Origin of the sequence: Erwinia sp. MYb375 (genome assembly GCF_037479175.1) — a bacterium.
Taxonomy (GTDB): domain Bacteria; phylum Pseudomonadota; class Gammaproteobacteria; order Enterobacterales; family Enterobacteriaceae; genus Erwinia; species Erwinia rhapontici.
Genome location: NZ_JBBGZS010000010.1, coordinates 382,884 through 409,664, shown reverse-complemented (window position 1 = coordinate 409,664; position 26,781 = coordinate 382,884). Strand labels below are relative to the sequence as shown.

General features: G+C 55.8%; 19 protein-coding genes and 1 pseudogene. 13 read left to right on the top strand and 7 right to left on the bottom strand.

The window, feature by feature from the left end; all coding sequences use genetic code 11:
• The first annotated feature begins 16 nt into the window (after positions 1-16).
• Genes WH279_RS01810 through WH279_RS01780 form a run of 7 tightly spaced genes read left to right on the top strand, consistent with a single transcriptional unit; the run spans position 17 to position 12,370 of the window.
• Positions 17-3,085, top strand: coding sequence for a virulence factor SrfB (locus WH279_RS01810; protein WP_339454826.1), 3,069 nt, complete (start codon positions 17-19; stop codon positions 3,083-3,085).
• The gene (locus tag WH279_RS01805; RefSeq protein WP_133844683.1) at positions 3,085-5,793 is read left to right on the top strand and encodes a virulence factor SrfC family protein; all 2,709 of its coding nucleotides are present in this window, start codon (positions 3,085-3,087) and stop codon (positions 5,791-5,793) included. The genes WH279_RS01810 and WH279_RS01805 overlap by 1 nt, the downstream gene beginning before the upstream one ends.
• Positions 5,787-6,860: a hypothetical protein gene (locus WH279_RS01800; RefSeq protein WP_339454825.1), complete on the top strand. Its 1,074-nt coding sequence runs from the start codon at positions 5,787-5,789 to the stop codon at positions 6,858-6,860. The genes WH279_RS01805 and WH279_RS01800 overlap by 7 nt, the downstream gene beginning before the upstream one ends.
• Positions 6,857-8,827, top strand: coding sequence for a vWA domain-containing protein (locus tag WH279_RS01795; RefSeq protein ID WP_339454824.1), 1,971 nt, complete (start codon positions 6,857-6,859; stop codon positions 8,825-8,827). The genes WH279_RS01800 and WH279_RS01795 overlap by 4 nt, the downstream gene beginning before the upstream one ends.
• The gene (locus tag WH279_RS01790) at positions 8,827-9,564 is read left to right on the top strand and encodes an ABC transporter ATP-binding protein (RefSeq protein WP_159338593.1); all 738 of its coding nucleotides are present in this window, start codon (positions 8,827-8,829) and stop codon (positions 9,562-9,564) included. The genes WH279_RS01795 and WH279_RS01790 overlap by 1 nt, the downstream gene beginning before the upstream one ends.
• Positions 9,554-10,768, top strand: coding sequence for an ABC transporter permease (locus WH279_RS01785; RefSeq protein WP_339454823.1), 1,215 nt, complete (start codon positions 9,554-9,556; stop codon positions 10,766-10,768). The genes WH279_RS01790 and WH279_RS01785 overlap by 11 nt, the downstream gene beginning before the upstream one ends.
• A 45-nt stretch (positions 10,769-10,813) precedes the next feature.
• Positions 10,814-12,370, top strand: a complete 1,557-nt coding sequence (locus WH279_RS01780; protein WP_339454822.1) for an SUMF1/EgtB/PvdO family nonheme iron enzyme — start codon at positions 10,814-10,816, stop codon at positions 12,368-12,370.
• Between the two features lie 82 nt (positions 12,371-12,452).
• On the opposite strand, the gene WH279_RS01775 is transcribed toward WH279_RS01780, so the two are convergent.
• Positions 12,453-13,664 carry an aromatic amino acid transport family protein gene (locus WH279_RS01775; protein WP_339454821.1) on the bottom strand — a complete coding sequence of 404 codons (1,212 nt, stop codon included), beginning with the start codon at positions 13,662-13,664 and terminating at the stop codon, positions 12,453-12,455.
• Positions 13,665-14,000: 336 nt separating this feature from the next.
• Here WH279_RS01775 and kduD point away from each other — a divergent pair, with 336 nt between their 5' ends.
• Entirely contained in the window at positions 14,001-14,762 is a 762-nt protein-coding gene (kduD, locus tag WH279_RS01770; protein WP_339454820.1) for a 2-dehydro-3-deoxy-D-gluconate 5-dehydrogenase KduD, read from the top strand.
• 59 nt (positions 14,763-14,821) lie between these two features.
• A complete protein-coding gene (locus tag WH279_RS01765) occupies positions 14,822-15,460 on the top strand; it encodes an RpiB/LacA/LacB family sugar-phosphate isomerase (protein ID WP_133844663.1) in 639 nt (212 codons plus the stop codon).
• A gap of 71 nt (positions 15,461-15,531) precedes the next feature.
• Here the strand turns inward: WH279_RS01765 and WH279_RS01760 are convergent, their stop codons facing one another.
• Together WH279_RS01760 and WH279_RS01755 are read right to left on the bottom strand one after the other, a co-directional pair.
• Positions 15,532-15,852, bottom strand: a complete 321-nt coding sequence (locus WH279_RS01760; RefSeq protein ID WP_133844661.1) for a cupin domain-containing protein — start codon at positions 15,850-15,852, stop codon at positions 15,532-15,534.
• A 3-nt stretch (positions 15,853-15,855) separates the two neighbouring features.
• Positions 15,856-17,037 (bottom strand): oligogalacturonate lyase family protein, encoded by a 1,182-nt coding sequence (locus WH279_RS01755; protein ID WP_339454819.1) that lies wholly within the window; start codon positions 17,035-17,037, stop codon positions 15,856-15,858.
• Positions 17,038-17,541: 504 nt separating this feature from the next.
• Between WH279_RS01755 and WH279_RS01750 the strand changes: the two genes are divergently transcribed.
• The 3 genes from WH279_RS01750 to WH279_RS01740 all read left to right on the top strand — a co-directional run bounded on the left by WH279_RS01750 (position 17,542) and on the right by WH279_RS01740 (position 21,986).
• Positions 17,542-19,116: an MFS transporter gene (locus WH279_RS01750; protein ID WP_133844657.1), complete on the top strand. Its 1,575-nt coding sequence runs from the start codon at positions 17,542-17,544 to the stop codon at positions 19,114-19,116.
• A gap of 89 nt (positions 19,117-19,205) precedes the next feature.
• Positions 19,206-21,281 (top strand): right-handed parallel beta-helix repeat-containing protein, encoded by a 2,076-nt coding sequence (locus WH279_RS01745; protein ID WP_339454818.1) that lies wholly within the window; start codon positions 19,206-19,208, stop codon positions 21,279-21,281.
• A gap of 24 nt (positions 21,282-21,305) precedes the next feature.
• Complete coding sequence (locus WH279_RS01740) at positions 21,306-21,986, top strand: oligogalacturonate-specific porin KdgM family protein (RefSeq protein WP_339454817.1); 681 nt, start codon at positions 21,306-21,308, stop codon at positions 21,984-21,986.
• Between the two features lie 56 nt (positions 21,987-22,042).
• Here the strand turns inward: WH279_RS01740 and WH279_RS01735 are convergent, their stop codons facing one another.
• Entirely contained in the window at positions 22,043-23,032 is a 990-nt protein-coding gene (locus WH279_RS01735) for an aldo/keto reductase (protein ID WP_339454816.1), read from the bottom strand.
• A 311-nt stretch (positions 23,033-23,343) separates the two neighbouring features.
• Here WH279_RS01735 and WH279_RS01730 point away from each other — a divergent pair, with 311 nt between their 5' ends.
• Positions 23,344-24,006 carry a hypothetical protein gene (locus tag WH279_RS01730; RefSeq protein ID WP_339454815.1) on the top strand — a complete coding sequence of 221 codons (663 nt, stop codon included), beginning with the start codon at positions 23,344-23,346 and terminating at the stop codon, positions 24,004-24,006.
• Positions 24,007-24,072: 66 nt separating this feature from the next.
• Here the strand turns inward: WH279_RS01730 and WH279_RS01725 are convergent, their stop codons facing one another.
• The 3 genes and pseudogenes from WH279_RS01725 to WH279_RS01715 all read right to left on the bottom strand — a co-directional run bounded on the left by WH279_RS01725 (position 24,073) and on the right by WH279_RS01715 (position 26,774).
• Complete coding sequence (locus tag WH279_RS01725) at positions 24,073-25,014, bottom strand: metallophosphoesterase (protein WP_339454814.1); 942 nt, start codon at positions 25,012-25,014, stop codon at positions 24,073-24,075.
• 11 nt (positions 25,015-25,025) lie between these two features.
• Positions 25,026-25,853: a carbohydrate ABC transporter permease gene (locus WH279_RS01720; protein ID WP_445235205.1), complete on the bottom strand. Its 828-nt coding sequence runs from the start codon at positions 25,851-25,853 to the stop codon at positions 25,026-25,028.
• An 8-nt stretch (positions 25,854-25,861) separates the two neighbouring features.
• Positions 25,862-26,774: pseudogene (locus tag WH279_RS01715) on the bottom strand (carbohydrate ABC transporter permease).
• Positions 26,775-26,781: the final 7 nt, after the last annotated feature.

The following is a 26,781-nucleotide window of genomic DNA, read 5'->3' as shown; positions in this document are numbered from 1 at the left end:
AGGGACGGATTAAATTATGTTGCCTGAGATTGTTTCTTTTGATCGTCAAATCACCCTGGTCGGCGACTCCGGTATCCAGTTTATGGATTTCGGCCTGACGCCAAAACGTCTGCCTGCGGGGGAGTTTGTTAAATTAGCCAATGGCGTGCTCACGCGTCTGATTTACAACGAGCAGCGCGATTACTATTTCTATCAACCGACGCCTGACGCGATTGAGAAGGCCAAAAGCCAGTACGATATTCCGGTGGATGCCAGCCTGGCGCTACTGGACAGCGTCTGGTTACCGCTGCCCCTGTTCCGTTTCAGCCCGCCGAATGTCTATCAGGAAGGGCCGCTGAACTGGGCGCGTTTTCGTCTGGTCAAACAGCCGGAACCGGACATGGATGGCCACACTCACCGCATGACGCTGGCGATGGATACCCGCATCATGGCCCGGCAGCAGTCGGCAGCCGACCTCAGTCCTAATCAGGAAGACGTCAACGCCGGTGCGACCTTTGCCGTGGCAACCGCCACCTATGCGCTCAACTGGTATCTGACGCAGGACTGGGTCAAAGACTGGCTGAAAGAGGTGTTCAAAGAGAGCAGCAAAGGCCGTGACCTGGATGAACAGGAGCAGGAGCTGGCGCAGCACTATCCTCTGGCGCACTACCTTAACCTGCTGTCACTGATGGCCATTCCGGTGGAAGGGCTGCAAACCCAGACCGCGCCTGCCATCGAACTGCCGCAGTTCCGCATGATCGCCAATCGCGAAACCAATGCCATTAAACCGATCCCGGTGGATCTGATCCTCGACGTCGGTAACTCACGCACCTGCGGGATCCTGATTGAAGATCATGGCCAGTCAGGTTCCGGTCTGATGCACAACTATGTGCTGAAACTGCGCGATCTCAGCAATCCTGAGCACATCTACACCGATCCCTTTGAAAGCCGGGTGGAGTTCTCTCAGGCCTTTTTCGGCAAAGACCATTGCTCTGTGCGCAGCGGCCGACATGACGCGTTCCAGTGGCCGACCATCGCCCGCATCGGCGGGGAAGCCACACGTTTAGCGGCACGCCGCCGCGGCAGTGAAGGCTCCACCGGTCTGTCCAGCCCTAAGCGCTACCTGTGGGATGAGAAGTTTTATGGCCAGGGCTGGCGTTTCAACGGCAGCTACGTGCAGGACACCAACCCGCTGGCGACCGCGGCCCCCTTTGCCAACCTCATCGACGAAAAAGGCGAGGCGCTGCACACCATTGAAGACGAGATGGATCGCATTCCGGTCTTCACACCGCGCTATTCACGCAGCTCGCTGATGACCTTTATGCTGTCGGAAGTGCTGACCCAGGCCATCAGCCAGATTAACAGCGTGGAACAGCGTACCCGTCAGGGCCACGCCGGTATTCCTCGCCAGCTCCGTCATATCATTCTGACGGTGCCGCCAGGCCTGCCGATGGCTGAACGCTGTATCCTGGATGACCGCATGCGTCAGGCGGTGGGGTTAGTGTGGAAATCGCTGCGCTGGCACAACGGCGAGAATGACCCGTATCTGGATGAACAGGAGTTATCCACCCAGGGGAATATCCGTATCCCCTTACCAAAAATTCGCGTGGAATGGGACGAGGCCTCCTGTGCGCAGCTGGTGTATTTGTACACCGAGATCAATCAGAACTTTGCCGGCCACCCGGAGGTGTTCTTCAATACCCTTGGCCGCCCGGACCGCAAAGATCGTGAAACCATCACGCTGGCATCCCTCGATATCGGAGGTGGAACCACGGACCTGGTGATCACCGACTACCGTCTGGATCGCAATGGCCTGGAAGGCAGCGGCGCTAACGCACATATCATTCCCCATCAGCGTTTTCGTGACAGCTTCAAAACCGCCGGTGACGACATTCTGCTGGATGTGATCCAGGCCTATGTGTTGCCCGCCTTCGAGCTGGCGCTGCGTGATGCCGGAGTAGTCACGGTTGAAACGCTGATGTCGCAGCTGTGCGGATCACAAAATATCAGTGCTGCTGAAGCCGTACTGCGTCAGCAACTCAGCCTGCAGCTGTTTGTGCCGCTGGCGCTGCATATTCTGAGCAGCTACGAGCACTTTGATCCGCTGGATGAGCAAACCCACCTGCTGATCAACCGCAAGGTGAGTGAGTTACTGCCTGCTGGCAGTATTCGTGACGAAGTCGATGGCTTTGTGCGTCGCGAAGTGCAAAAAGCGGGTGGCCCGAATGATTTCAGGCTGGTGGATATCACCCTCAACCTGTCGCTGGTGAAGGTGCATAACGATCTGTGCTCGGGCAAGTTCAACATTGATAAGGTGCTCACGGCCCTGTGCGAAGTGTTGTCCTGCTATCACTGCGACATGCTGCTGCTGACGGGGCGGCCTTCGCAGTTACCGGGCATCCAGGCGATCATTCGTCGCAATCTGCCGTTACCGCCGGGACGCATTCTGCCACTGCATGGCTACCAGACCGGCACCTGGTATCCGTTCCACAAAAATGGCTATATCGACGATCCGAAGAGCACCGCCTCGGTCGGCGCCATGCTGGCACAGCTGTGCGCCAATCACAGTATTCCTAACTTCCATTTCCGTGTCTCGGCGCTGAAGCCTTACTCGACCATTCGCCATATTGGCATTATCGATATGGATAACCTGCTGCGTGATGCCGATGTGGTCTACCGCCATATCCAGTCAGAGAACGGCCAGATCACCCTGCCGGGAGAACGCAGCGAAGAGGGCGAGGGCGCAATGCAAAGCATCGTGATGCGTGGCGATCTGCGGCTGGGATATCGCCAGCTGGATGCCGAACGCTGGTCTGCCGCTCCGCTCTACACCCTGCGTTTCAACGAAAAGGGCCGTCAAAAATTCTCCACGGCGCAGTCGAGTGACAGCGGCTCCCCTTATCTCAGGGTGCGGCTGACCGTGGATAAAGGCAAACGCGCGCGCCAGTTAGGGCTGATCAGCGATCGCCTGACCATCGCAGATGTCAGCAGCAACACCGATAAATCCTTTAGCAAAGGGGATTTAGAACTGGAACTGAATACCATGCCCGATACCGGGCTCATTGACAGCCGGCACTGGCTCGATAGCGGGAGTGTGAAAAAATAATGAACAGCGAACCAGAATCTCTTACCCAAGGTTGGGCAGCGATCGCCCGGAGCTGTCAGGATGCACGCGGCTGGGTAGAAACCGTGCGTGTCGGCTCGCGCCGCCTGGATAACGAGGCGGACAAACTCAACCTCAGTTTGCTGCGTACCCGCAATCTGGCCAACAATCTGCAACATGTCGCCTCGACGCCGATGACGGTGGGTTTTTTCGGCATTTCTCAGGCGGGCAAGTCCTACCTGATCTCAGCGCTGGCAGCGGGCAGCCACGGCAGCCTGAAAGCGGCCTATGGCGACCGACGAGTCGACTTTATTAAAGAGGTCAACCCGGTTGGGGGGGGTAAGGAGGCCACGGGCCTGGTCACGCGCTTTACCAGACAGGCACCAGAAGCACCTGCGGGTTACCCTGTCCCGCTGCGTCTGTTTAGCGAAATCGATATTGCCAAAATCCTGACGAACACCTGGTTTAACGACTTTAATCAGGAGCAACTGGGCGATGAACTCGATGAAAGCCACATTGAAGAACACCTGCGTCCCTTCCTGCTTCGTGCCGAACAGCGTGAAATCTGCGCCGGCGTCAGCAGCGAAGATGTGGTGTCTTTATGGGACTACCTTGATACATCGTTCAAAAGATCCGTGGGAAAACTCAGATCGGTTTACTGGCCGCAGGTACTGAAAATAGCCCCTGGGCTGCGTCCGGAGGAACGTGCAGAATTGTTCTCTCTGCTGTGGGGTAAACAGAGCGCACTGACGGAAACCTATCGTTCACTGGCCAGGGTGCTGGTGAAAATAAACCATGCCAGAATGGTGTTTGCGCCGCTGGAGACGCTGACCGATCACAGTAGCGGCAGCATCATGAACGTCGACAGCCTGAATCGCCTCGGTTCCCATCAGGATCGCAATGTTGATATCCGTTACTGGAACGACGATCAACAATCCGTCAGCGCCTCTTTGTCACAAGCCGAACTGACCGCGCTCACCGCGGAGCTGATTTTCCCGCTGGCGGAAGTCCCGCAGGACAGCATTGTGGAGCAGGTCGATTTGCTTGATTTCCCGGGTTACCGCGGACGCCTCAAAATTGACAAGCTGGAAGATGCCGGTCAGGGCGGGCTCAACCCCATCTCGCAGTTACTGCTGCGCGGTAAAGTGGCCTATCTTTTCGAGCGCTACACCGATAACCAGGAGATGAATGCGCTGGTGGTGTGCGCCAGTGCCGCCAAGCAGAGCGACGTGGCCGATGTCGGCCCGGTGTTAAACCGGTGGGTTGAAAAAACTCAGGGTAAGGCGGGTGAACGCAGCGGCGCCCCGGGTCTGTTCTGGGCCATCACGATGTGTGACAAACGCATCAGCGACAGCCTGGAACATACTGACACTCAGCTAAAAATGGGCTGGGAAGATATGTTGCATATCACCCTGCGCGAGCGTTTTGCTCATTACGAATGGCTCCAGGAGTGGATGCCAGGGAAACCGTTCCAGAATGTCTTCCTGGTGCGTAAACCGGGGATTGATAATCCCTTCCTGGACCTGGTGCGTGAACCCGGTCAGGAGGTACTTAAAGAAGTGTCCCTGGCTGAACGCTATCACGAGGTGCTCGACAGAATGGGCAATACCTTTATCGATGGCGAGCTGGTGCGGAAATATCTGGCCGAACCGCAGGATGCATGGAAGGCGATGCTGACGCTGAACGATGGCGGGATGCGTCGCCTCACCGAAGCCCTGCGCCGCGTTGCTCATCTGGATTTCAAACTGAAGCGCCTACATCAGCAGTTAGTGCAGTGCCGCCATGAAACCGGCGATCAACAGCTTGGCCGCTGGTACGAACAGGGTGGCGAAGATCAGCGGGCGAAGAAACAGGCGATTGCCAAAGATCTGTGGCAGGGGTTATCCGCCAGTGCGCACAGCATCGGTGAAATGATCAGTCGCCTGGAACTTCCCACGCCTGAACTCAACAACATCTATCTGAGTATTCGCCATGAGGATCAGGCATCCGCGGCGGCCGGTGACCCGCGCCCCGTTCAGGTGCTGGCGAGCAATCCGTTTGGCGATAATCCGTTTGGCAGCAATCCGTTTGCCAGCGATCCCTTCTCCGGTTCAGTGACGGCGGAGGTGGCCGCCGTTGCCGACACCGCGCCTGCGTCTGTAAGGGTGAGCCAGGAGGACGAGTTCGCCCATCAGGCCTTCAAAGCCTGGGTGGCTCATCTGAGGGAGTTACCGCAGCAAACGGCCCACTGGTCCGCCCTCGGCCTGAACAGCGAGCTGATGAATCTGCTCACTGAAGAGTTGATTGCGGCCGCCACTCGCCTCGATCTGGAGGGCACCCTGAAACAGGCGCTGGCGGGTCAGGAGCAGGCAGATACCCATCATGACCAGCTGAGGGCGCGTCAGGTGCTGCGTACCCAGCTGGCGATGCGTGATTTTATTGCCTGGTTCGGCTATCTCTCTCTGCCGGAAGAACAGGTGCCCAACAGCTATGTGGGTGAGAAAAAGAAAGTGTTTGCGCGTCAGACACCGCTGACCGGCGATGCGTTACCTCAGCTGGCAGCCGTGGCACCGCAGCCCGGTGTGGCCTGGATGGGTGACTGGTTATCGGCCTTGATGACCGTCATTCTGGACAACGCCGGCCACAGCGCCACGCGCGATATCTCCTTCGAACATAACCAGCAGCTGGGTCAGATTATCCGCCAGTTGAAACAAGAGAACACCCCATGCTAGCTAAAATCTTCGCCTGCCAACCGGCAGCGCCGGGTACGGCACAACTGATGGTACGCCTGCGCGGCGAGCAGGCCATCCTGTCTGACCTGACCTTTATTCTTTGCAACAACGAGCAGGATTACCTGCAACCTGATGGCAGATGGGGGGCGGCACAACACTGGTTTACCGTCGCTGGTGGCTATGCGCTGGCAGGCGGCAGTGGTTTTCGTCTTGGCCCAACGATCCTTGACCCACTGCTGGCCAATGCCAGCCAGGTGCAAATCCAGGTCAAACTGGCCTCAGGTGAAGTGCGTAACACCACGCTCCAGCTGGCGCGCGATGAGCTGTTCTCGTCGGAGGCGCGTGGCCAGACCGGCAACTACAGCAGCAGCAGCGTGCTGCCCACGCCGGAACCGGTGTCCCCGCCGGTAGCCGCCCCGGTTGCCCCGCCCGTTGTCCAGCCTGCGCCCACGGCTGCCGTGTCTGCCGCGGATAAACCCAAAGGGAAAAGCACGCCATCCCGTGTACCGCTGATCGGTATTATCGCCGGGGCCGTGCTGGCCCTGCTGTTGATTGCCGCCGGGCTCTGGTGGTTCCTGGGGCGCGATACTGCCACCCCTGCTGCTGCCGATGCGCAACAGGAAGCCACGTCCGCCGCCGCGGTGCCGCCAGCGTCCGCCACGACGGAACCCTCTTCGGCACCTGCGGCAGGCGCAGAAAAAACGGCAGAGACCACCGCTGCCAGCACCTGTACCGTTGCTAACCTGAATAGCCAGAAAGAGCTCGATTTCGTGCAGGGCTGTGTTGAGCAGAAGCTTGACAGCGAGGCGTTACTGACCATTATTCAGGCCGCCAAAGAGGCGAAGAAATGCGGCGTGGCACAGCGTTTGTATGCCAACCGCGCACAGGGGGGCGACAGTAAGATCGCCATCGCTTACGCCCGTGAATACGACCCTGAATCCCATCAGCCGGGCGAGTGCTTCAAAACGGCGGATAAAGACACGGCAGCCTACTGGTACGAGACCGCACTGCAGGCTGAACCTGACAATAAACAGGTCAAACAACGCCTTGAGGAGCTGGAAAAATGATCCCTTCCCCGATGTTGCGTCTGGCGCTGCCGCTGTGCGCCCTGCTGCTGTCCAGCCATGCGCTGGCCGCTGATGGCGATAAACCGCTGCTGCAGGAAGGGAAAAAAACCTTATTTCAGCGAGTACTCACCACGCCGGGTTGCACTCTGAGCAACGCTGCTGGCGAAGCGAAAGGCACGATACAACCCGCCTTCAGCAGTCTGTACGTTTACCAAAAAACAGAGGTGAAGGGCGCAAGCTGGATCGAAGTCGGGCCCGACAGCTACGGCAAAAAAATCGGCTGGTTACCCCAGGCCTGCACCGTTGACTGGAAAATGCAGCTGACCCTGGCCTTCACCAATCCGGCCAACCGCGACCGCCTGCTGTTTTTCAAAGAGCGAAAAAGTCTGGACGATATTCTCTCCGCAGCAGATCCGGTTTCTCTGGTTGCACCCCTGCGTGCCAAACTGAAGCGTGACGGCCATGCAGACGGGGTACAGGCCCAGGAACCGGCATTATTTGTCGATCTGCAAAAGCAGTTTTACCTGCTGCCGATCCTCAGCGGTGAAGAGGTGATGACAGAAGAGGGCTTCTATACCCGCCTGCTGAACGTCGCTTCGGTGAGTAAAGCCGACGCCACCGCCGCCGCCGCCAAAGAAGAAGAGAGCGTTAACAAAATCAAAGGGTTCAACGCCTCGGTGGTGTTTGTTATCGACTCCACCATTTCAATGGGACCGTATATCGATCGCACCAGGGAAGCGGTGAATAAGATCTACGATAAAATCAAACAGGAGAATCTGGGGGAGCAGGTGAAATTTGGTCTGGTGTCCTATCGCTCAAACACCAAAGCGGTGCCGGGCCTGGAATTCAGCACCAAAATCTTCGCCGATCCCAATCAGGTGAAAGATGGCCCGGACTTCCTGAAAAAGGTCGCCGACCTGAAAGAAGCCAAAGTCTCCAGCTCGCTGTATGACGAAGATGCCTATGCCGGTGTGATGTCGGCTATCGACGATATCGACTGGAGCCCGTTTGGCGCCCGCTACGTGGTATTAATCACCGATGCCGGCGCCATTGAGGGCAGCAATAAACTGTCAGGTACCGGTCTGGATGCCAGCCAGCTGCGCCTGGAGGCGGGCAACCGTGGCATCGCCATTTATACCCTGCACCTGAAAACGGCCAGCGGCAAAGATGACCACGCTAAAGCAGAAAGTCAGTATCGCGATCTCTCCAACTTTGACAGCACGCAGTCCAACCTGTACCAGACGGTGGATGCCGGCGATCTGTCCATCTTTGGTCAGCAGATTGATGCCCTGGCCTCTGCCATTACCGCGCAGGTGAAGTCCGCCTATATGGGGGATGCAGCCATCGGCAGTGCGATCTATGCCAAAGATGATGGTAAGAAGCTGACACCCGAGCAGAAATTACTGCAGGATACGGCGCTGATTGGTCATGCAATGCAGCTGGCCTATCTCGGCAAAAAGAACGGCACCCAGGCACCATTGGTGTTTAAAGCCTGGATCAGCGACCGTGACCTGATTAAGCAGAATATCCCCACCACGGATGTGCGGGTGCTGCTGACTAAGGGACAGCTGAGTGATTTAAGCGATGTGGTCAGTCAGATCCTGCAAGCCGCGAACGAGGGGATGATCTCCCCGGCAAAAATGTTTGAGCGTTTACGTACTGTCGCCGCCACTATGGGCGCCGATCCTAACCAGCTTAAGCAGCAGGAGAATGCCAAAATCAACGATCTCGGGGTGCTGGGCGAATATCTCGCCGACTTACCTTATCGCAGCGACGTGTTGAATCTGGACGAAGAGACATGGAAAAGCTGGGATGGGCTGTCGCAGGAGAAATTTATTCGCACGCTGTCGGCCAAGCTGCGCCACTACCAGAAATATAACGCCGATGTTGATCGCTGGGTTGAGCTTGCCGCTGGCAGCGATCCGCGCGATCGCGTCTACCCGGTGCCGCTGGAAATGATGCCCTGATGCTGCACATTGAGGACCTGTGTATTGTCCGGGGGCAGGGAAGCCAGGCCCACCGTGTCTCGTTGCCGCAGCTGGCACTGCGGCCGGGCGAGGTGATGGCCGTCACCGGCGAAAGCGGCTGTGGTAAAAGTACGCTGCTGGAAGCCATCGGCTTATTGCTGCGCCCCAGCCACATCGGGCGTTTTATGTTGAGCCAGGCGAGCGGGCAACGGGATGTTGCCGCCTTGCTCAATGGCGATCGTCAGGCGGAGCTGGCCGATATGCGTGCACGGCAGTTAGGGTTCGTCTTGCAAAATGGCGGCCTGCTTCCCTATCTGAACGTGCGCGACAATATCCGCCTGCCCTGCCAGCTGCTGGGCAAAACGCCCGACAAAACCCTGCTGAACCGGATTATCGACACCCTGAAACTGGGCCCTTTACTGGCCCGCTATCCGGCGCAGTTATCCTTTGGTGAAAGACAGCGAACCGCCTTTGCCCGGGCCATTGTCCATCGTCCCGCGCTGGTGCTGGCGGATGAACCCACCGCCGCGCTGGATCCTCACAATGCGCAGCAGCTGTTTAATCTGTTTATTGAGCTGGTGCGTCAGGAAGGGATGATGGCGCTGGTGGTGTGTCACGACTGGCCACTGGTCGAACGTTTCGGCTTACCTTGCCTGATCGCCCGCACCGATGCCCCAGCCGTGAATCCGGCCGATTCATCAGAGCCTGTCCAGGGGGAAACCCGCTTTGTCCTTTAACCGAACTCCGCTGCTTGCCCGGCTCGCTTTGCAGGACCTGTGGCACGACCGCACCATCTCCTTTTGCATCATTTCTTCGCTGGTGGCGGTGATAGCCCCTCTGCTGCTGCTGTTCGGCCTGCGTTTTGGCATTGTCAGCCAGTTACAGGACGACCTGGCGAAAGACCCGCGTAATCTTGAGATCCGCATGTTGAGCAGCAACAGCTATGACCAGGCCTGGATCGAACAGTTGCAACAGCGCCCCGACGTGGGCTTTGCTATCGGGCAGACGCGTTCGCTGAACACGCTGGCCGATCTGCAAACCGACAGCACCCATTTTATTGAAAGTGCCGAAGTGATCCCCACCGCGTCAGGCGACCCGTTACTGGGCAGCCTTGTTCTGCGTCATGACAATGAGGTGGTGTTAACCCAGGAAGCCGCACGCAAGCTGGCCGTCAGCGTCGGGGAGACGATCGATCTCCGGGTGAACCGTCAGTTTGAAGAGCGCCGCGAGTGGGGACGTCAGCGTCTGACCGTGGTGGGTATTTTACCGGCCACTTACTTTAATCGTCCGGCTATCTTTACCCGTCCATCGCTGTTACTGATGCTGGAACATTTCCGCGACGGCTTCGCTATCCCGGCCCTCGGCGTCAGCAGCGGCAACCCTCTTAGCGACACGTCACCGCGCTATGCCCGTGCCCGACTGTACGCCAAAGACATTGACCAGGTGGCCGGTCTTGAGCGCGATCTCCGGGCGCAGCGCATCGAAACCGCCAGCCGCCTGGCGGATATTGAAAATGTGAAAAGCATTAACCGGGTGCTGGGGGTGATTTTTAATACCATCGCCGCAACGGCCCTGATCGGCTGCATCGCCTCGCTGGTGGGCTCTTTTATCGCCAACGTCGATCGCAAACGTAAGCATATCGCTGTCCTGCGCCTGCTCGGCTTCACCGGCCCGGCCGTCGGCCTGTACGTGATGATACAGGGCTGTCTGCTCAGTTTGCTGGCGTATGTCGGTGGCTACAGCATCTATCTGATTGCCAGCCAGGTCTTTAACCGGGCGCTGGCGGGTAGCCAGGCCACGGGGCAGATGCTGTGCAAAATCACGCCGATGCATAGCCTTCTGGCCATGGCTCTGACGGCAGTGGTAGCGCTGCTGGTCGCCAGTATTGGCGCTTACCGTGCCATTCATATTGAACCCGCGCAGAGTCTGCGCGAGGTGTGATGCTGCCACCCTTATTTTCTTATTACTGATTAGCGGAGACTGTTCGTGACCTTTACGCCTTCCTCATTGTCATCCTGGCTGTTTCTGGCTTTGCTCGCCAGTACCGCACCTGCCCTGGCCGAGCCCTGGACAGGCGATAATTACAATCCGAAACCTGATGACGACGATATCATTTTGCCGATGCCCTGCGAGGGATCGATGGCCTTTCGCCGGGTCGAGATCCCCCTTGCTGGCCCTCTTGATGACTTGCCGATCACGCTGGGGCAGGATGGCGGAGAATGGGGCTTTGTTGAACACAGCTATCCGGCTTTTATCGCCGGGAGCTTCTCCGATGCCGGTAAGAGCAAAGGCCGTTATTACCTTATGGCAAAATATGAGCTTACCGCATTGCAATATCAGGCACTGACGCAGGGCACCTGCCCCACGCCGTCGCGTAAACTCAGCGTAGCGGAGACCGGTATCAGCTGGTTTGATGCGATCAGCGTGGCGAATAAATACAATGAATGGCTACGCAGTAATGCGGCCGATAAACTGCCGAAAGAAGACGGCACCGCTGGCTTTTTACGCCTGCCTACTGAGGTGGAGTGGGAGTTTGCTGCCCGTGGCGGACTGAAGGTCAACAGCGCGGAGTTTCGTGATGTCCATTATCCGATGGATGACATGAAAAACTATGAGTGGTATTCCGGTGCGCAATCGTCCAATGGCAAGGTGCAGCTGATCGGGCGTCTCAGCCCGAATCCTCTTGGCCTGCATGATATGTTGGGCAATGTCTCGGAGATGATGTTTACCCCGTTCTATCTCAATAAACTCAACCGCCTGCACGGTCAGGCTGGGGGCTTTGTGGTGCGCGGGGGCAACTTCCAGACCAGTGCAGCGGAGATCCGCAGTTCGGCGCGCAAAGAGGTGAACTATTACGACAGTACCAGCCCTGCGACCAGTAAAACCACCGGGCTGCGCCTGGTGCTGGTAGCCCCCGCGATGACCTCAACGGGCCGGGTTAAGCAGCTGGAAAAAAGCTGGGCTGCGCTCGGGGCAGACAGTAGCGGTGCAGATAAGAAAAAAGATGAAGCGAAAGACACCGTCAAAGCACTGGGAACGCTGGCCTCAGGGGTAGATGATGCCGCACTGAAGAAAAAGCTCAATGACCTGGAAAGTCAGCTGCGGGCCAGCAATCAGCAGCAGCAGGAAGAGCGCGCGCAATCGATCCGCGCCAGCCTTAACCTGGGATCGTTCCTCTGCACCAAGCTGCAGGATGATGGTCGCTTCCTCGATTTCCTCACACATAACTATGAGGCGCTGTGTAAGGATAAAGACAGCAGCGATCAGAACTGCGCTATCCGTAAAACCAAACTGGGTGAGCAAACAAAAAGTTTACAGCAGGTGACCAGTTACTACGCCAGTAGCCTGGTAGATTCGGCGACCTTATATGGCCAAGAAGGGCTGAAACATGAGGTTGGCGTCTTTGATCAGATGCTGACCCTGAACAAGCGTCTGTCCGGGCTCAAACCTTTCCTGGCCGCACACTGGCAGAACCAGCAGAAATATCTGGAGAACGGCAAGATTGATACCGCTGGCTGGCTGGAAAGCTGCAAGAAAATCTAAACCGTGTACAAAAGGCACAATGGATGTGCCTTCCTCAGCTCAACGAAAGCGGTTTACGATGCGCCCTGCTTATCTCCCTTCCTCAGATTTCAATCATGTTATACAGCATGCCGACCCACAGCAGAAAACCCGCCACGAAGTAGCTATAGAGAAATGCATTACTCGCCGGGAACTGATAAGGCCCCTTAATTTGGGCCTTTCTGGCTTTTATCAGGAGCAGAGGAGGAAGAAGCACGCTCCATATCACCAGCGCAATACCGGCATACGCTAACGCAGAAATAAAGCCGTCAGGGTTCACGATGCACAGCAACGCAGGGGGCAGGTAGGTCAGCGCCGCCGTGAGGGAGGACGAAGAAATGCCAAAAAAAGAACCCATCAGGTCATGAAGATAATCAAAAAGACCGAGGGAAGCGGACAGTAAAGAGGAGGTCACGGCAAAAAAAGCAAAGAACAATAAAACGCTGTTAATGTAATGGCTGAGTTCATTTTGACTCAAGGCCGTCATAAACACATTGATATTGCCTCCCTGGTCTTTGATGGAGGCAAGCGCGCTTCGGTCAAGGATGCCCATCGTCATGCCCAGCCAGTAGATATAAATTAATGCGGAAATACCCACGCCGAAGCACAGGGATTTGACGACTAATTTGTGCTCCTTCCCGCCATACATTTTGATTAATGAGGGGATGCTGCCATGGAAGCCGAATGAAATGATACAGACAGGGAGCGTTAATAATATCGAGGACAGGCTCCCGAAAGCCGGGCTACTCAATACCAACTCTGGAGAGATGCGATGTAAATGCCCTGCTGTTGCCATAAAAAAGGCGGTGAATTTTGCGGCAATAAAAAAGGAGATGATATGGGCAGAGAATCGCCCGCCCTTGCACACAACGGCCGAGACGAACAGGGTGATCAGGATGACGGAAATAACCGGATAGCGCTTCCCTGTCAGGTCAAATTGCAGGGTGGAAAAAACCGCAGAAGCCCCGGAAAGATACGCATAGGTCACCAGGTAGAGAACAAACACCAGGCTCAGCCCGACGATGAAGTTGATTTCTCGGCCTAACAGATTTTTTGTGAAAGTATGGAAGCTCGAACCCTGCGGAAATCTCATGTTCACATCGGCAAGCATCAATCCCGAGGCGAGCATAAATAAGGCGGAGAGAATAAGGAAGAGAGCGCCTTTGGTAAACCACAGTGCTTCTAACGCGATGGGCAGCGCAAACATTCCACCCCCGACAATGGTTGCAACGACCAGGACGGTGCCGTGAAACGCGCTGTTACTGTACTTCTGCATCTTTATACACCATAAAAAAGCCCGGAAGACCGGGGGTAAAATTGTCTTTCAGCGTCAGGCTTTGAAGGAACGATGAAACCTGTCTCTCACCTCCTGTGCAGGAGGGGGCGACGCGGCACGCCGTAGGATAGCATGACCTTCTCATCCTCAGGATGTGATCCCCACGACAAAATTCAATCCTCAGGTTCATATAAAATGAAATGCTGTTTCATTTTGTTGAGTTTGACGCGCTTTGCCGTTAAGCTGATTTCATCGGTTTCGGTATCGGGCACTGTCCGCACACTTTCGGGTCACGGCAAGCGCCTGAACATGTTTGGTAAAACTCAAGGAAACAACATGATTCTGGATAATTTCTCCCTGGCGGGAAAAGTGGCGGTGGTGACCGGATGTGATACCGGTTTAGGGCAGGGCATGGCGCTCGGCCTGGCGGAAGCGGGCTGCGATATTGTCGGCATCAATATTGTCGAACCTGCAGAGACCATTGAACGCATCGCGGCAACCGGGCGTCGTTTCCTCAGTCTGACCGCCGACCTCAGCGATACCAAAGTGATCCCGGCATTGCTGGAGCGTGCAGTCGCGGAGATGGGCCACCTGGATATTCTGGTGAATAACGCCGGGATTATCCGCCGTGAAGACGCCATCGACTTCAGTGAAAAGAACTGGGATGACGTAATGAACCTGAACATCAAATCCGTGTTCTTTATGTCGCAGGCGGTGGCAAAACAGTTTATCGCGCAGGGAACGGGCGGGAAAATTATCAATATCGCGTCGATGCTCTCTTATCAGGGCGGTATCCGTGTGCCTTCCTATACGGCCTCGAAAAGCGCGGTGATGGGCGTGACCCGTCTGCTGGCGAACGAATGGGCGAAGCACCAGATCAACGTCAACGCGATTGCACCCGGCTATATGGCCACCAACAACACTCAGCAGCTGCGCGCCGATGAAGCCCGTAGCGAAGAGATCCTCGGCCGCATTCCGGCCGGGCGCTGGGGCCTGCCAGCCGACCTGATGGGGCCGGTGGTGTTCCTCGCATCTACAGCATCTGACTATATTAATGGCTACACCATCGCCGTCGACGGCGGCTGGCTGGCGCGTTAATACCCCCTAATTCACTGATGTGCAGCGGGCGATCCCGCTGCACCCAAGAGGACGTTAAAATGAAAATTGCACTGATGATGGAAAACAGCCAGGCGGCTAAAAACGCGATTATCCTGAAAGAGCTGAACGCGGTCGCCGGGGAGAAAGAGTACCCGGTGTATAACGTTGGCATGTCAGACGAGCAGGATCACCACCTGACCTATATTCATCTGGGGATCATGGCCAGCATTCTGCTGAACTCGAAGGCGGTGGACTTTGTGGTGGCGGGCTGCGGCACCGGGCAGGGCGCGCTGATGTCGCTGAACCTGCATCCGGGCGTGATCTGCGGTTACTGCATTGACCCGGCAGACGCTTTCCTGTTTGCCCAGATCAACAACGGTAATGCGCTGTCGCTGCCGTTTGCCAAAGGATTTGGCTGGGGTGCCGAGCTGAACGTGCGCTTTATCTTCGAAAAAGCCTTTAGCGGTGCGAAAGGTCAGGGCTATCCGGCCGATCGTAAAGAGCCTCAGGTACGCAATGCCGGCATCTTAAATCAGGTGAAAGCCGCCATCGTTAAAGAGAACTACCTGGATACACTGCGCGCTATCGATAAAGAGCTGGTAAAAACGGCGGTCTCCGGCGAGCGCTTCCAGAAATGCTTCTTCGAGAACAGCCAGAACAAAGAGATCGAAAACTTTGTGCGTGAAATCCTCGCATAACGCGCTCTCTTTCTTCAGGCATAAAAAAACCGGTGCTGAATCAGCACCGGTTTTTTATTGGGCACGATAACTTATAAAAAGTCCTGCCGCTGCGGGGTAAAGGTGTCTAACAGCACGCCTTTTTCCAGGCAGATGCAGCCGTGAACAATGTCCGGCTTTTTATACAGCGTATCGCCCGCGCCTACTTCGTGAGTTTCATCACCGATGGTAAAGCGGAAGCGACCGGAAAGCACATAGGTAAGCTGCTCATGCACATGGTGATGCATCGGGCCGATGGCCCCGGTCTCAAAGCTGACCTCCACCGCCATCATGCTGCCGCCGTGGGCCAGAACGCGACGGCTCACACCATCGCCCAGGTCTTGTAAGGGTCTGTCTTGCTTGTAGATAAACACGGTTTAATCCTTCCTTAATGAGTGGCGCAGGGCGTCCGGGATCTCCGCCAGATAGAGCGCGGGCAGCCCTTCGTAATCCGTGGTGAACAGCACGTGGCGATCGTCCGGCGAGAAAGAGGGGTGCGGATGGGTTACCTGGCGGTCACCGTCCAGCACCTGCCAGGAACTGTTATGTGCAGCCAGCGGCGCGTACTGGCGCGTTTGGGCGTCGAACAGGTATAGCCACGGGTCGTTCTCAATCGTATGGCTGGCGGTATCTTTCACATCTACCGGTGTACCGGAGCCATCGCCGACCAGTAGTGTGCCGTTGTCATTGCTCATCAGATGCGAGCAGGCAGGCATGGTCATCAGGCTGATGTCTTCCCCTGTTTGCGGGTCGAAGCGGCGAATATGGCGGTCGTGCTGGCCCTTCAGATAGGAAACATAGATCAGCGCAGAGCCGTCCGGCACCCAGAACTCATGAGTGCAGCTTTCCCCTGGCGCGTGTTCTTTCACTTTACGCACGTTGCCGCCGTCTTCATTCACCAGCCACATACGCGCATCCACCAGATCGTGCGGGCCTTCATGGCAGAATGCCACGGTGCTGTCGTCAAACGGACGATAGATCGGGTGCCCCAGCCACTCATTTTTTTCATGGATGACGTGAGACTGGCCGCTGAGCAAGTCGATGCGCAGCAGGCGGCAGTGCGGGTTACTGTGATAGAACGACTGGAAAATGGTCCAGTCAGAGAGCGGCGTCCAGTCCTTGCGGTCGATCTCAATCCCTACCAGGCTGGTGCACTCGCTGTTGGCGACCCAGGTGCCGTAACCGACCCAGGCATCCGGCACCTGATAGACGGTTTCCTCACTGAAGTCAGCCAGCGTAACGCGTTGCAGCAGGCGTTCATTTTTTACGTAATAAAGGTGCTGGTCATCCGGCGACAGGAAACCCCCGAAGGTGTTATCGCCGGCGCCCTCCGTCAGCTGTACCGCCTTCTGCGACTTCAGGTCGAGCAGGTAATAGTTGCGATGACCGTCGAACTCTCCGGCAAACAGCAGCTTGCTGCCGTCGCGGGTAAAGCACTTCTGATAGAAGTAGTTACGGTGGCACAGCACATCAGGTGGCGTTAAGCGCGTCACCCGGGCGCCGGTCTGCGCATCCTGAACGGTGTGGAAGTTGAATTGGATCTGAGAACCTTTTGCCATGATTCACTCCATCGGTGGCCATGAGTGTCGCCCTGTGGTGAGCGTCTTCATTTAATTGAAATGCTGTTTCATAAATATGAAAACACATTACCACCGTGGAGAAGGCTACGGGGTCAGTCGCTGCCAGAAATGCAAAGCCGATCACAAAACAGCCGCTTTTTGTTCAGAAAAGCGGGATACATGGCGCAGGTAGCGGGGTGTATATTTCTTTTCTCACCGGGATGCTTCGGACAAGTTGTTATATTTAAGTGTCTGTATTGTAGTAAAAATAACAGCAATGTCGTTATTTTTACGCGGCATCACGGTGGGCCATGTGAGGCTGGCTTAGTCGTTTTATTGATAAGAATGTTACATGTCTCGCAAATCTGTCTGAGAAATCACCGTCTGCTGTTTTAACTGTGAGTTAATTCACATCTATTCAGCGGGGAGATCTATATAAAACACCGTATCTATAAAAATAAAACAACGGTTCATTTTTATAAAATCTCTCTGGGCGGGGCTCACATGAACGTAGAAAAACCAATTCTCTTCAGACATCAGCTGGCATACGGCGGTGGTAATTTACTCGGTAGCGGGGCGCTGGCGATTGCCGGTATCTGGCTGCTTTACTTCTATACCACTTTTTGCGGGCTGACGCTGTTACAGGCGTCGGCGATCTTCTCTGTTGCCAGCATCATCGATGCGATCAGTAATCCGCTGATGGGCTATCTTTCGGATAACTTCGGCAAAACGCGCCTCGGCAAACGCTTTGGCCGCCGTCGCTTCTTTATCTTACTCGGCATCCCGCTGATGATGGTCTACCCGCTGCTGTGGGTGGAAGGCTTCGGCTTCTGGTACTACCTCTCAACCTACGTGCTGTTTGAGCTGATCTACACCTCGGTGATGGTGCCTTATGAAACCCTCGCCACTGAGATGACCACCGACTTCTCGGCGCGCTCCAAGCTGACCGGCTACAAGGCGATTTTCGGTAAGGTTGCCAATTTCCTCGCGGCATTTATCCCTGGCCAGTTCATTCTCATTTACGGTAAAGAATCTGCCGAGCCGTTCTTCTTCACGGCGCTGACCTACGGCGTGATTTTATGCGTGGCGATGATCATGCTGTATATCTCCTCCTGGGAACGCCCGGTAGAAGAGACCACCCCGGTCGATGAGAAGAAAATGACGCTGGCGAAAACCATGCTGACGCTGGTGCGTGATATGAAGTCGACCTTCCATCTGCGCGTATTCCGCAAACATCTGGGTATGTACCTGTGCGGGTTCGGCGCCGAGTGGCTGTTCGCCTCGGTCTTCACTTACTTCATCATCTTCGTGTTGCAGTACGACCCGGCGATGGTGGCGGGCCTGAGCAGCCTTAACTCTCTGTTACAGCTGTTCTCCACCGCGATCTTTATCGGCATCTGCGTCAAGCACGGTTTCAGCAAACCCTACATTCTGGCGCTGGGCATCGTGGTGTTCTCCGTGGTGTGTTACAGCCTGCTGCACTTCCTGCATCTGCCGCAGCAGTACGCCACCGCCGCCATGCTGGGCATCACCGTGGTATTCGGCATTGGTACGGGTGGCGTCTACTACATTCCCTGGACGGTCTATACCTTCCTGGCGGATATCGATGAAGCCTTTACCGGCCGTCGCCGTGAAGGGATCTACGCCGGTGCCATGACCTTCTCCGGCAAGCTGATGCGTTCGGTGATTGTCTTCGCGATGGGCGCCATCCTCAGCTTCTACGGCTTCCAGTCTAAATCTCAAACGCAGCCGGAAAGTGCTATTACGGCAATTGCGCTGGTGTTCTGTGTGGGCGTGATTGCGCTGGCGCTGATGGCGATGGTCTTCAGCCATCAGATGAAGCTGAACCGCAAAACGCACCTGGTGGTGCTGGGCGAAGTCGCCAGAATAAAGTCGGGCGGGCTGATTGGGCATGTTCAGCCGGACGTGCGCTTAGTGATGGAAGAGCTGATCGGTTACCCGTATGAAGAGTGCTGGGGCAACAGCAAAGTGTGCCGCAAAATCTTCGATACCCCTGCCGTTGAACTGGTTGAGGAGCCTGCACCGAAACCGCTGGTGAACCGCACACAGCATCCGTAATACCCCGATTTAACACGCGATTTATCCACCTACCGACTGGCCGGAAAACCCGGCCAGCGGCGCCCTGCGCCTAAAGGATGAGAATGATTATGTGGGAACGTCAACTCTGTATTATCACGTTGTCCCTCGGGCTGAGCGCGCCCGTTGCGGCGGCGCTGCCGGAGCCTGGCACGCTGGTCTGGCACAGCATCACCTTCGGTCAGTCGACCGACGTTAATTTTGCCACCAACGTACTGGCAGACAAAATCGGCCGCAATGAAACCCTGCTGGCTGGAGGCAAAGCGGTGCCGGCAGAAGGCAGCCTGCTCACCACGCCCTTCACGCTGGAAAGCCGTGGCGGCAAGGTGGGCAACAGCCACGATGGCCTGACGTACTTCTATACGCGCTTACCGGCGGACGCCAATTTCCTGCTGGAAGCCGATATCACGCTGAATCAGTTCGGTCCGGAAAACGGGGCAAAACCGGCCGGGCAGGAAGGGGCGGGATTGCTGGTCCGCGATATTTTAGGCCCAGCCCGCGCGCCCGTTGTTCAGCCGGGCATTGAAGAGTTACCGGCCGCCTCGAATATGGTGATGAATACAGTGATGGCGATCGGTGACAAGCCGCCCGCGGTGGCGCTGGTGGCCCGTCAGGGCGTGCTGCAGCCCTGGGGCAATACCGGCATCGGCATTGTGCGTGAGCCGTATCAATCGTTGACCACGCCACAGCATTTTTCACTGCGTCTGAGCCGCACCGACAGCGGATTTGAGGTGGCGTATGCCCCCCAGGGCAGCCGCGCATGGAGCAGCAAAGCGGTGGCGGGCGCAGACCGTATCACCCAACTGGATAAAACGCAGTATTACGTCGGCTTCTTTGCGTCACGTAATGCCAGCATCACAGTGAATCACGCCACGCTGACGCTCAGTGAGGCGCATACGCAGCCCGGTGTGCCGTATGTCGCGCCTGTGCTGCCATCGCGTATTGAAGTGATGTCATCCCCTCGCCTCACCCGGCGTGACGGCGTGTTCCAGCTGCGCACCAACGGCAACGGTCTGATCACTATAGAACATGGTGACACCGCGCTACTGCGCCAGAAAAGAGTGCGTGGCGGCGACGTAGTGGCGCTGCCGGTGAAGGCCACATCGACGCCGCGCGATCTTAAGGTCACCTTTACACCGGATAACGGCCAGCGCCTGACGCAAACGTACCCGCTAAGTCTGGCGCAGGTCAGTCATCCGGATACGCTTTACGCTTCCGCGCAGGGGGCTGCGGATAACGATGGCTCACGTGAACATCCGCTGGATGTGGCCAGTGCGGTCAATCTGCTGGCGCCGGGCGGCACGCTGTGGCTGGCAGAGGGCGAGTATCCGGCCACGGTGATCCCTGCCACGGCCAGCGGCACCGGGCAGCACCGTAAAATGCTGCGGCCGCAGGGCGACAACGTGGTGTTTAACGGTCTGACGCTCGATGCCAGCTACTGGCATATTCAGGGCATTACCGTCACTAAAAAAAGTTTCCATATTGCCGGCAGTCACAACCATATCGACCGCGTTCGTGCTCATCATGCCGATGATACCGGCATCTGGGTCGCCTCACCGGATGGCATCGGCCGCGCACTGTGGGCCAGCCATAATCTGATCAGCAACGCTGAGTCCTGGGGTAATCAGGACCCGGGACGGAAAAACGCTGACGGTTTTGCGGTGAAAATGCGTGTCGGTGAGGGCAACCGCCTGGTGAACTGCTATTCCCACGACAATATTGATGACGGTTTTGACCTGTTCAACAAAATTGAAGACGGCCCGAACGGCAGCGTCACCATCGAAAACAGCCTGTCGGTAAATAACGGCAGCAACGGCTTCAAACTGGGAGGCGAAGGGCTGCCCGTGGCGCATGTGGCGCGCAACAACATGGCGCTGAACAACGGCATGGATGGCTTCAGCGATAACTTCAATCCTGGCGCGCTGATGATTGCAGGCAACCGGGCGCTGGATAACCAACGGTTTAACTTCCTGTTCCGTCCGTCGCCTTACACCACGCCAGATAAACAGGGCACCTTTAGCGGCAATATTTCGCTGCGTACCGTGCCGGGAAAATATGACGATGTGGTCAGCGGGAATATCGATGATACGAATGTTTTTTATCACGTGAAAACGAGTGAATTAATCAAAAGTACGATCCAAAAATAACATCAAACTCTCTGGGATAACTTAATGAAAAATAACAGACTGCTGCTCTGCGGTCTGCTGCTGGCCAGCGCCAGTAGCCAGGCCGTCACCCTTGACCTTCGCCATGAGTGGCTGGACGACAGTAAACAGCATAAAGACCGAATGATGGTGTCACACCGGTTTGATAATGGCTTTGGTTTTTCACTGGAAGCCAAATGGAAATCGGGGGGCGATAATAAGAATAAAGCCTTTACCGACCTGGTGGATAGCGGTACAGAAAGTACCGTCAGTTATCAGTACAAAGTGACGCCCGCCTGGTTCCTGCAGCCGGGGTTCACCCTGGAATCCAGCTCGGATAACAGTATTTATAAGCCATTTTTAACCACCGGATACCAGTTCGATAACGGTATTTATTTTAACGTGCGCTACCGTTATGAATATACGCGTTCGACGAAAGAAAATACGGATGATAAGAAAACGAACCGGGGTGAATTCTGGCTGGGTTATCGGCTGGCGGACTGGCGTTTTGAATATAACTATATTTATAAGCACAGTGACCAGGTGTTATACGACAACGACAAATGGGATTATGAGCAGGATCTGAAGGTGGCGTATAACATCAATAAACAGTGGACGCCGTATGTGCAGGTGGGTGATGTTTCCGTCAGGAAAACCGCCGATGACAGGCAGACCCGCTTGCGCATCGGGGTTCAGTATAACTTCTGACGTGAGATAATGATGCGTGGGCCCCCCCGGGGGCCCCGGGGGGCGCATAACCTGATTTACCGTCCCACGCGCGCCTGGATAGCCGCGGGATAGCGCTCCCCAACGATTTTCACCGTCTCCAGCGCCTGGTTGATTTGACGTAAATCTGCCTGAGCCAGGATGATCTCCGCAGCGTGCAGGTTCTCCTGTAACCGGTGCTGCTTAGTGGTACCCGGGATCGGCACAATCCACGGCTTCTGCGCCAGCAACCAGGCCAGCGCGATCTGTGCCGGTGTGGCACCTTTCTCTGCGGCCAGCGTTTTCAGTATGGTCACCAGTTGCTCATTGGCTTCCAGCGCCTCGGCGGCAAAACGCGGCACTTTACTGCGGAAGTCATCTGCGCCAAAGGTGGTGCCCGCGCCCATCGTGCCAGTGAGGAAGCCTTTGCCCAGCGGGCTGAACGGCACAAAGCCGATTCCCAGTTCCTCCAGCAGCGGCAGGATTTCCTGCTCAGGTTCACGCCACCACAGAGAGTATTCGCTTTGCAGGGCGGCAACGGGTTGCACCGCATGGGCACGGCGGATGGTCTGCACACCCGCTTCAGAGAGGCCGAAGTGTTTCACCTTGCCTTCAGAAATCAGATCTTTCACCGTTCCTGCCACGTCTTCAATCGGTACATCGGGATCGACACGGTGCTGATAAAGCAGGTCGATAACGTCGGTATTCAGTCGGCACAGCGAGCCTTCTACCGCTGCACGAATGTGCTCAGGACGGCTGTTTAAGATCTGCTGTTTATTGTCATCACCAAACGTGAAGCCGAATTTGGTGGCGATCACTACCCGGTCGCGGAAGGGCCTCAACGCTTCGCCGACCACGTCTTCATTGAGATACGGGCCATACACTTCTGCCGTGTCGAAGAAGGTCACACCCTGCTCAACGGCGGCGCGGATCAGCTCCACCGCCTGGCGGGTATCCGTTGCCGGGCCGTAGCCGAAGCTCAGCCCCATACAGCCCAGCCCGAGTGCGGAGACTTCCAGCCCTGACTGGCCAAGAATACGTTTCTGCATTAGTGAGTCCTCATGTAAAGGTGCCTGAAAGGATGCATCTGTTTTCCCCCAAAGAATGGCTCAAGGAATAGCCTAACGTAAGTCGACTTATCGGATTAGACGCTATAATTCGCTAGCCTTTATGAATTTAATTCATGAAATGATAAAGTCAGGCCAAATGAGGTAAAAATTTTAGTTTTTTGTCTAAAAAATAGTATTTTTACTTATTGTTTGTGTGGTGTTGAACTGGTAGGTTTCCACCGCGTTTGGGAACGCGAAAAAATCAGAAATGCAATAATTAACGTGTTGTAAAATATAAAGGATTATATTTTATGAAGGTTCTTTTTGTCGGAAGCGGTCTATCGGCCCAGCAGGCGCGTAGTTATAAATATCACGACCATATCAAAGTGTGCCTCAATAATGCCTGGCGTATCTATGAGGGAGGCGAGTTTGATTACTGGATACATCCTAATGATTTTCCGAAGGAGAATTTCCCTTCTTGTGTGAGTTATAAACATGAGGTCAGGCATGCAGAATACTCTGCGGTTATTCATGAAGGTGCCCGTCGTTTGGGTGTTCAGGCGGATACAGGCTTTGAGATTGAAAAAAATATTGGCTACACCTCTTTTTTCCAGGGCCTGTACTGGATAATGCTGGGTTTATCGCCAGAAAGAATTGGTTTGCTTGGGTTTGACCACGACTATAACAAAAATAAAACGGATAAATGGGTCGCGGACGATAAGCCTAATATTCAGAACTTTTTTAATAATAAAAAAGAAAAAACCATAAAAGAGTGGGCGGATAATTATTTTCAGGGGTTTGAAAAAGACTTTTTCTATGGCCATGGAACGCCTGATCCAATGCGATATGGCCCGGAATATATTGAGAGAAAAATGGTCCTGGCGCAGGAAAAAGCAAAAATCCTGGGTATCTCGATCGTCAACTATTCTGAGCGCGAATCGCCCTATAAAATATTTGAGCGTCACATTATTTAATATTCTACTTTTCGTCATGCCGATTCTTGCTGCCGTCCGCCCGTTGCCGCAAGAATCGGATAAGTGCTAATCTTTTGTCAGTATCCTGCTGATTTCATTGCCATATCCTCGTACTGTCAGTACGCCATCCAGCAATTCAACCACCGCAAAAGGCACCTCTTCCGCGCCGTCGAGCATCCCTTTCATAATAATAAAATCGGTATTGTCGCGCCGCACATAGCCACCGCGATGGTCATGCCCGGTAAAGCAGGCACGCACCTGATAGCGGCACAGCAAATCAGCCAGTTCACCGCCATTCCACAGGATATGACCCGTATGCGGGGCCAGCGGATAGTGACCAAACACCACCACGGTTTCCCCCAACTGCTGCGCCTGTTGCAGCTGTGCTTCAATCCATGCCAGTTGATCACTGCCCACTGCGCCGTTCCACAGCTCGGCCTGCGGCTGCTGACGGGCCTGCAGATCGGCCAGTATCGCTTGTGCCTGCTGACGATCATCACCGTTGCCCTGATTGCAATACAGGCTGATGTCATTTCCATCGAACACGATAAAGCGGTAACCCGAGAGGCGGAACTGATAATAGCTTTTCGGTAAACCCGCTGGCGGCGTATGCGCCGAGTTCAGGCGGTCGGAAATCACCTGCGCATCATGGTTGCCAATCACAATCGCGTGCGGATGATGCAGTGTTTCATACAGCGGCAGCAGTGCCTGATAGCTTGACCAGTGGCGGTCCACGAGGTCACCCAGCGTGACGACAAAATCGAGCGGCTTGCGGTTAAAGGTGGCAATCGCCTTCGGCAGCTTGTGCAGCGCATGGCGGTAATAGAGATTTTTCGGCACATCTGCGTCTACATCGGCGTACTGCGGGTCGGCAACCAGGCCAAAGCGCAGCGTGCCGTCGGCCGGGTGTGTGGAACGCATCACCGGCGGCTGATACAGCATGGCCGCAGCGCCCAGCGCCTGGCGTTGCAGAGAAGAAAGCGGGTGAGGTGTGGTTTCAAAAGACATATATCGCTCCGTTAGCGGATACCGGCACGCATAAAGGACTGAACAAACTGACGCTGGAAAATCAGGAACAGCACCAGCAACGGCAATGACGTCATCAGCGTTGCGGCCCCGACCAGCGCCCACTGTACCCCTTGTTCCGGGGCGGAAAACAGCTGCAAACCGACGGTAATGGGCCGCACGTTGATGGAGTCGGTGATCACCAGCGGCCAGAGGAAATCGTTCCAGTGGAAGCTGATCGACACTAGCGCAAACGCGATGTACACCGGTTTGGCCAGCGGCACATAAATACGGCGCAGAATGGTCCAGCGGCTGGCCCCTTCAACGATCGCCGCTTCTTCCAGCACCATAGGAATACTTTTAAACGTCTGACGCAGCAGGAAAATAGCAAAGGCCGAAGCAAGATAGGGCAGTGCAATGCCCCACAGTGTGTCGCGCAGCCCCAGCGCGCCCACGGTTTTGTAATTGTTGAGGATCAGCACGTCGGGGCTGATCATCAGCTGTAGCAGGATCAGGGCAAACAGCAGGCCGGAGAACTTGAGGCGAAAACGGACCAGCGCATAGGCAGCCATCGTCGCCAGCACCAGCTGACAGATCACAATCATCAGCACCAGCAGCGTGGTGTTAAGAAAGTAGCGGGCGAACGGTGCGGCGTGCCAGGCATCGATAAAGTTCTGCAATGTCAGCGGTGAAAACAGCACAAAGGTGCCCTGATCCGACGCCGGGTGAATGGCGACCCAAACCGCTACCAGAATCGGTAAAAACCACAGCAGGGCGGCCAGCCAGATCGCCAGATTCAGGCACAGACGGCCCAGCGAAAACGACCGTGCGGGAAGCGTCATGGTCAGGCTCATTGGTAATGCGCTCGCTTATCCAGCAGGTGGAATTTGATTAAAGCAATCGCGCCGAGGATCACCAGCAGCACCACGGTCATGGCGGAAGCGGCCGGTAAATCCCAGAAGCTGAAAGCGGTACGGTAGATGTAATAGAGCAGCAGGCTGCTGCTGTTATTCGGTCCACCGTTGGTCATGGCGATCACCTGGTCGACGATGCGGAACGCATTCATCGAGGCATTGATCAAAATAAACAGGGTGGTGGGCATTAGTAATGGCCACTGCACGCGGCGGAAGAAATAGCGGCGTGAGGCGCCGTCAATGTCTGCCGCCTCACTCAGCCGCGGATCTATCTGCTGTAATGCCGCCAGATAGAAAATCATAAAGAACCCGGCTTCGCGCCAGACGGAAACGGCCATCAGGCTCCAGAGCGCACTGTCGGGATCCCCCAGCCAGTTGACGGGCGGCAGCGAAAATAGCGCCAGTAGCTGGTTGAGCAGGCCGAGCTGGGGCGTGTAGAAAAACAGCCACAGGTTGGCGATGGCAATCATTGGCAGTAGTGAAGGAATAAAAAACGGCGGCGCGGGTCAGCGCGCTGCCGCGCAGGCGACGATTCACCGCCAGCGCCATCAGCAGGGCCAGCCCCACCGCCAGCGGGATCGTGACCGCGGCATACAACAGGTTATTACGCAGCGACAGCATAAAAATGTCGTCATCCAGCAGCGCGGCATAGTTATCCAGCCCGACGAACCGGGCCGGATGCCCGTTGCGCGCCGCAGAGAACAGGCTCTCCCACATCGTGGCCACCGCCGGATAATGGGTAAACGTCAGCAGAAAACCCAGTGCCGGTAACAGCAGCAGGTAGCCATAAATCTGCATTGACAGACCCCGCTTGCGGGCAGCCGGTGCCAGAGTGTGAAGAGAGCGCATAGGTGTC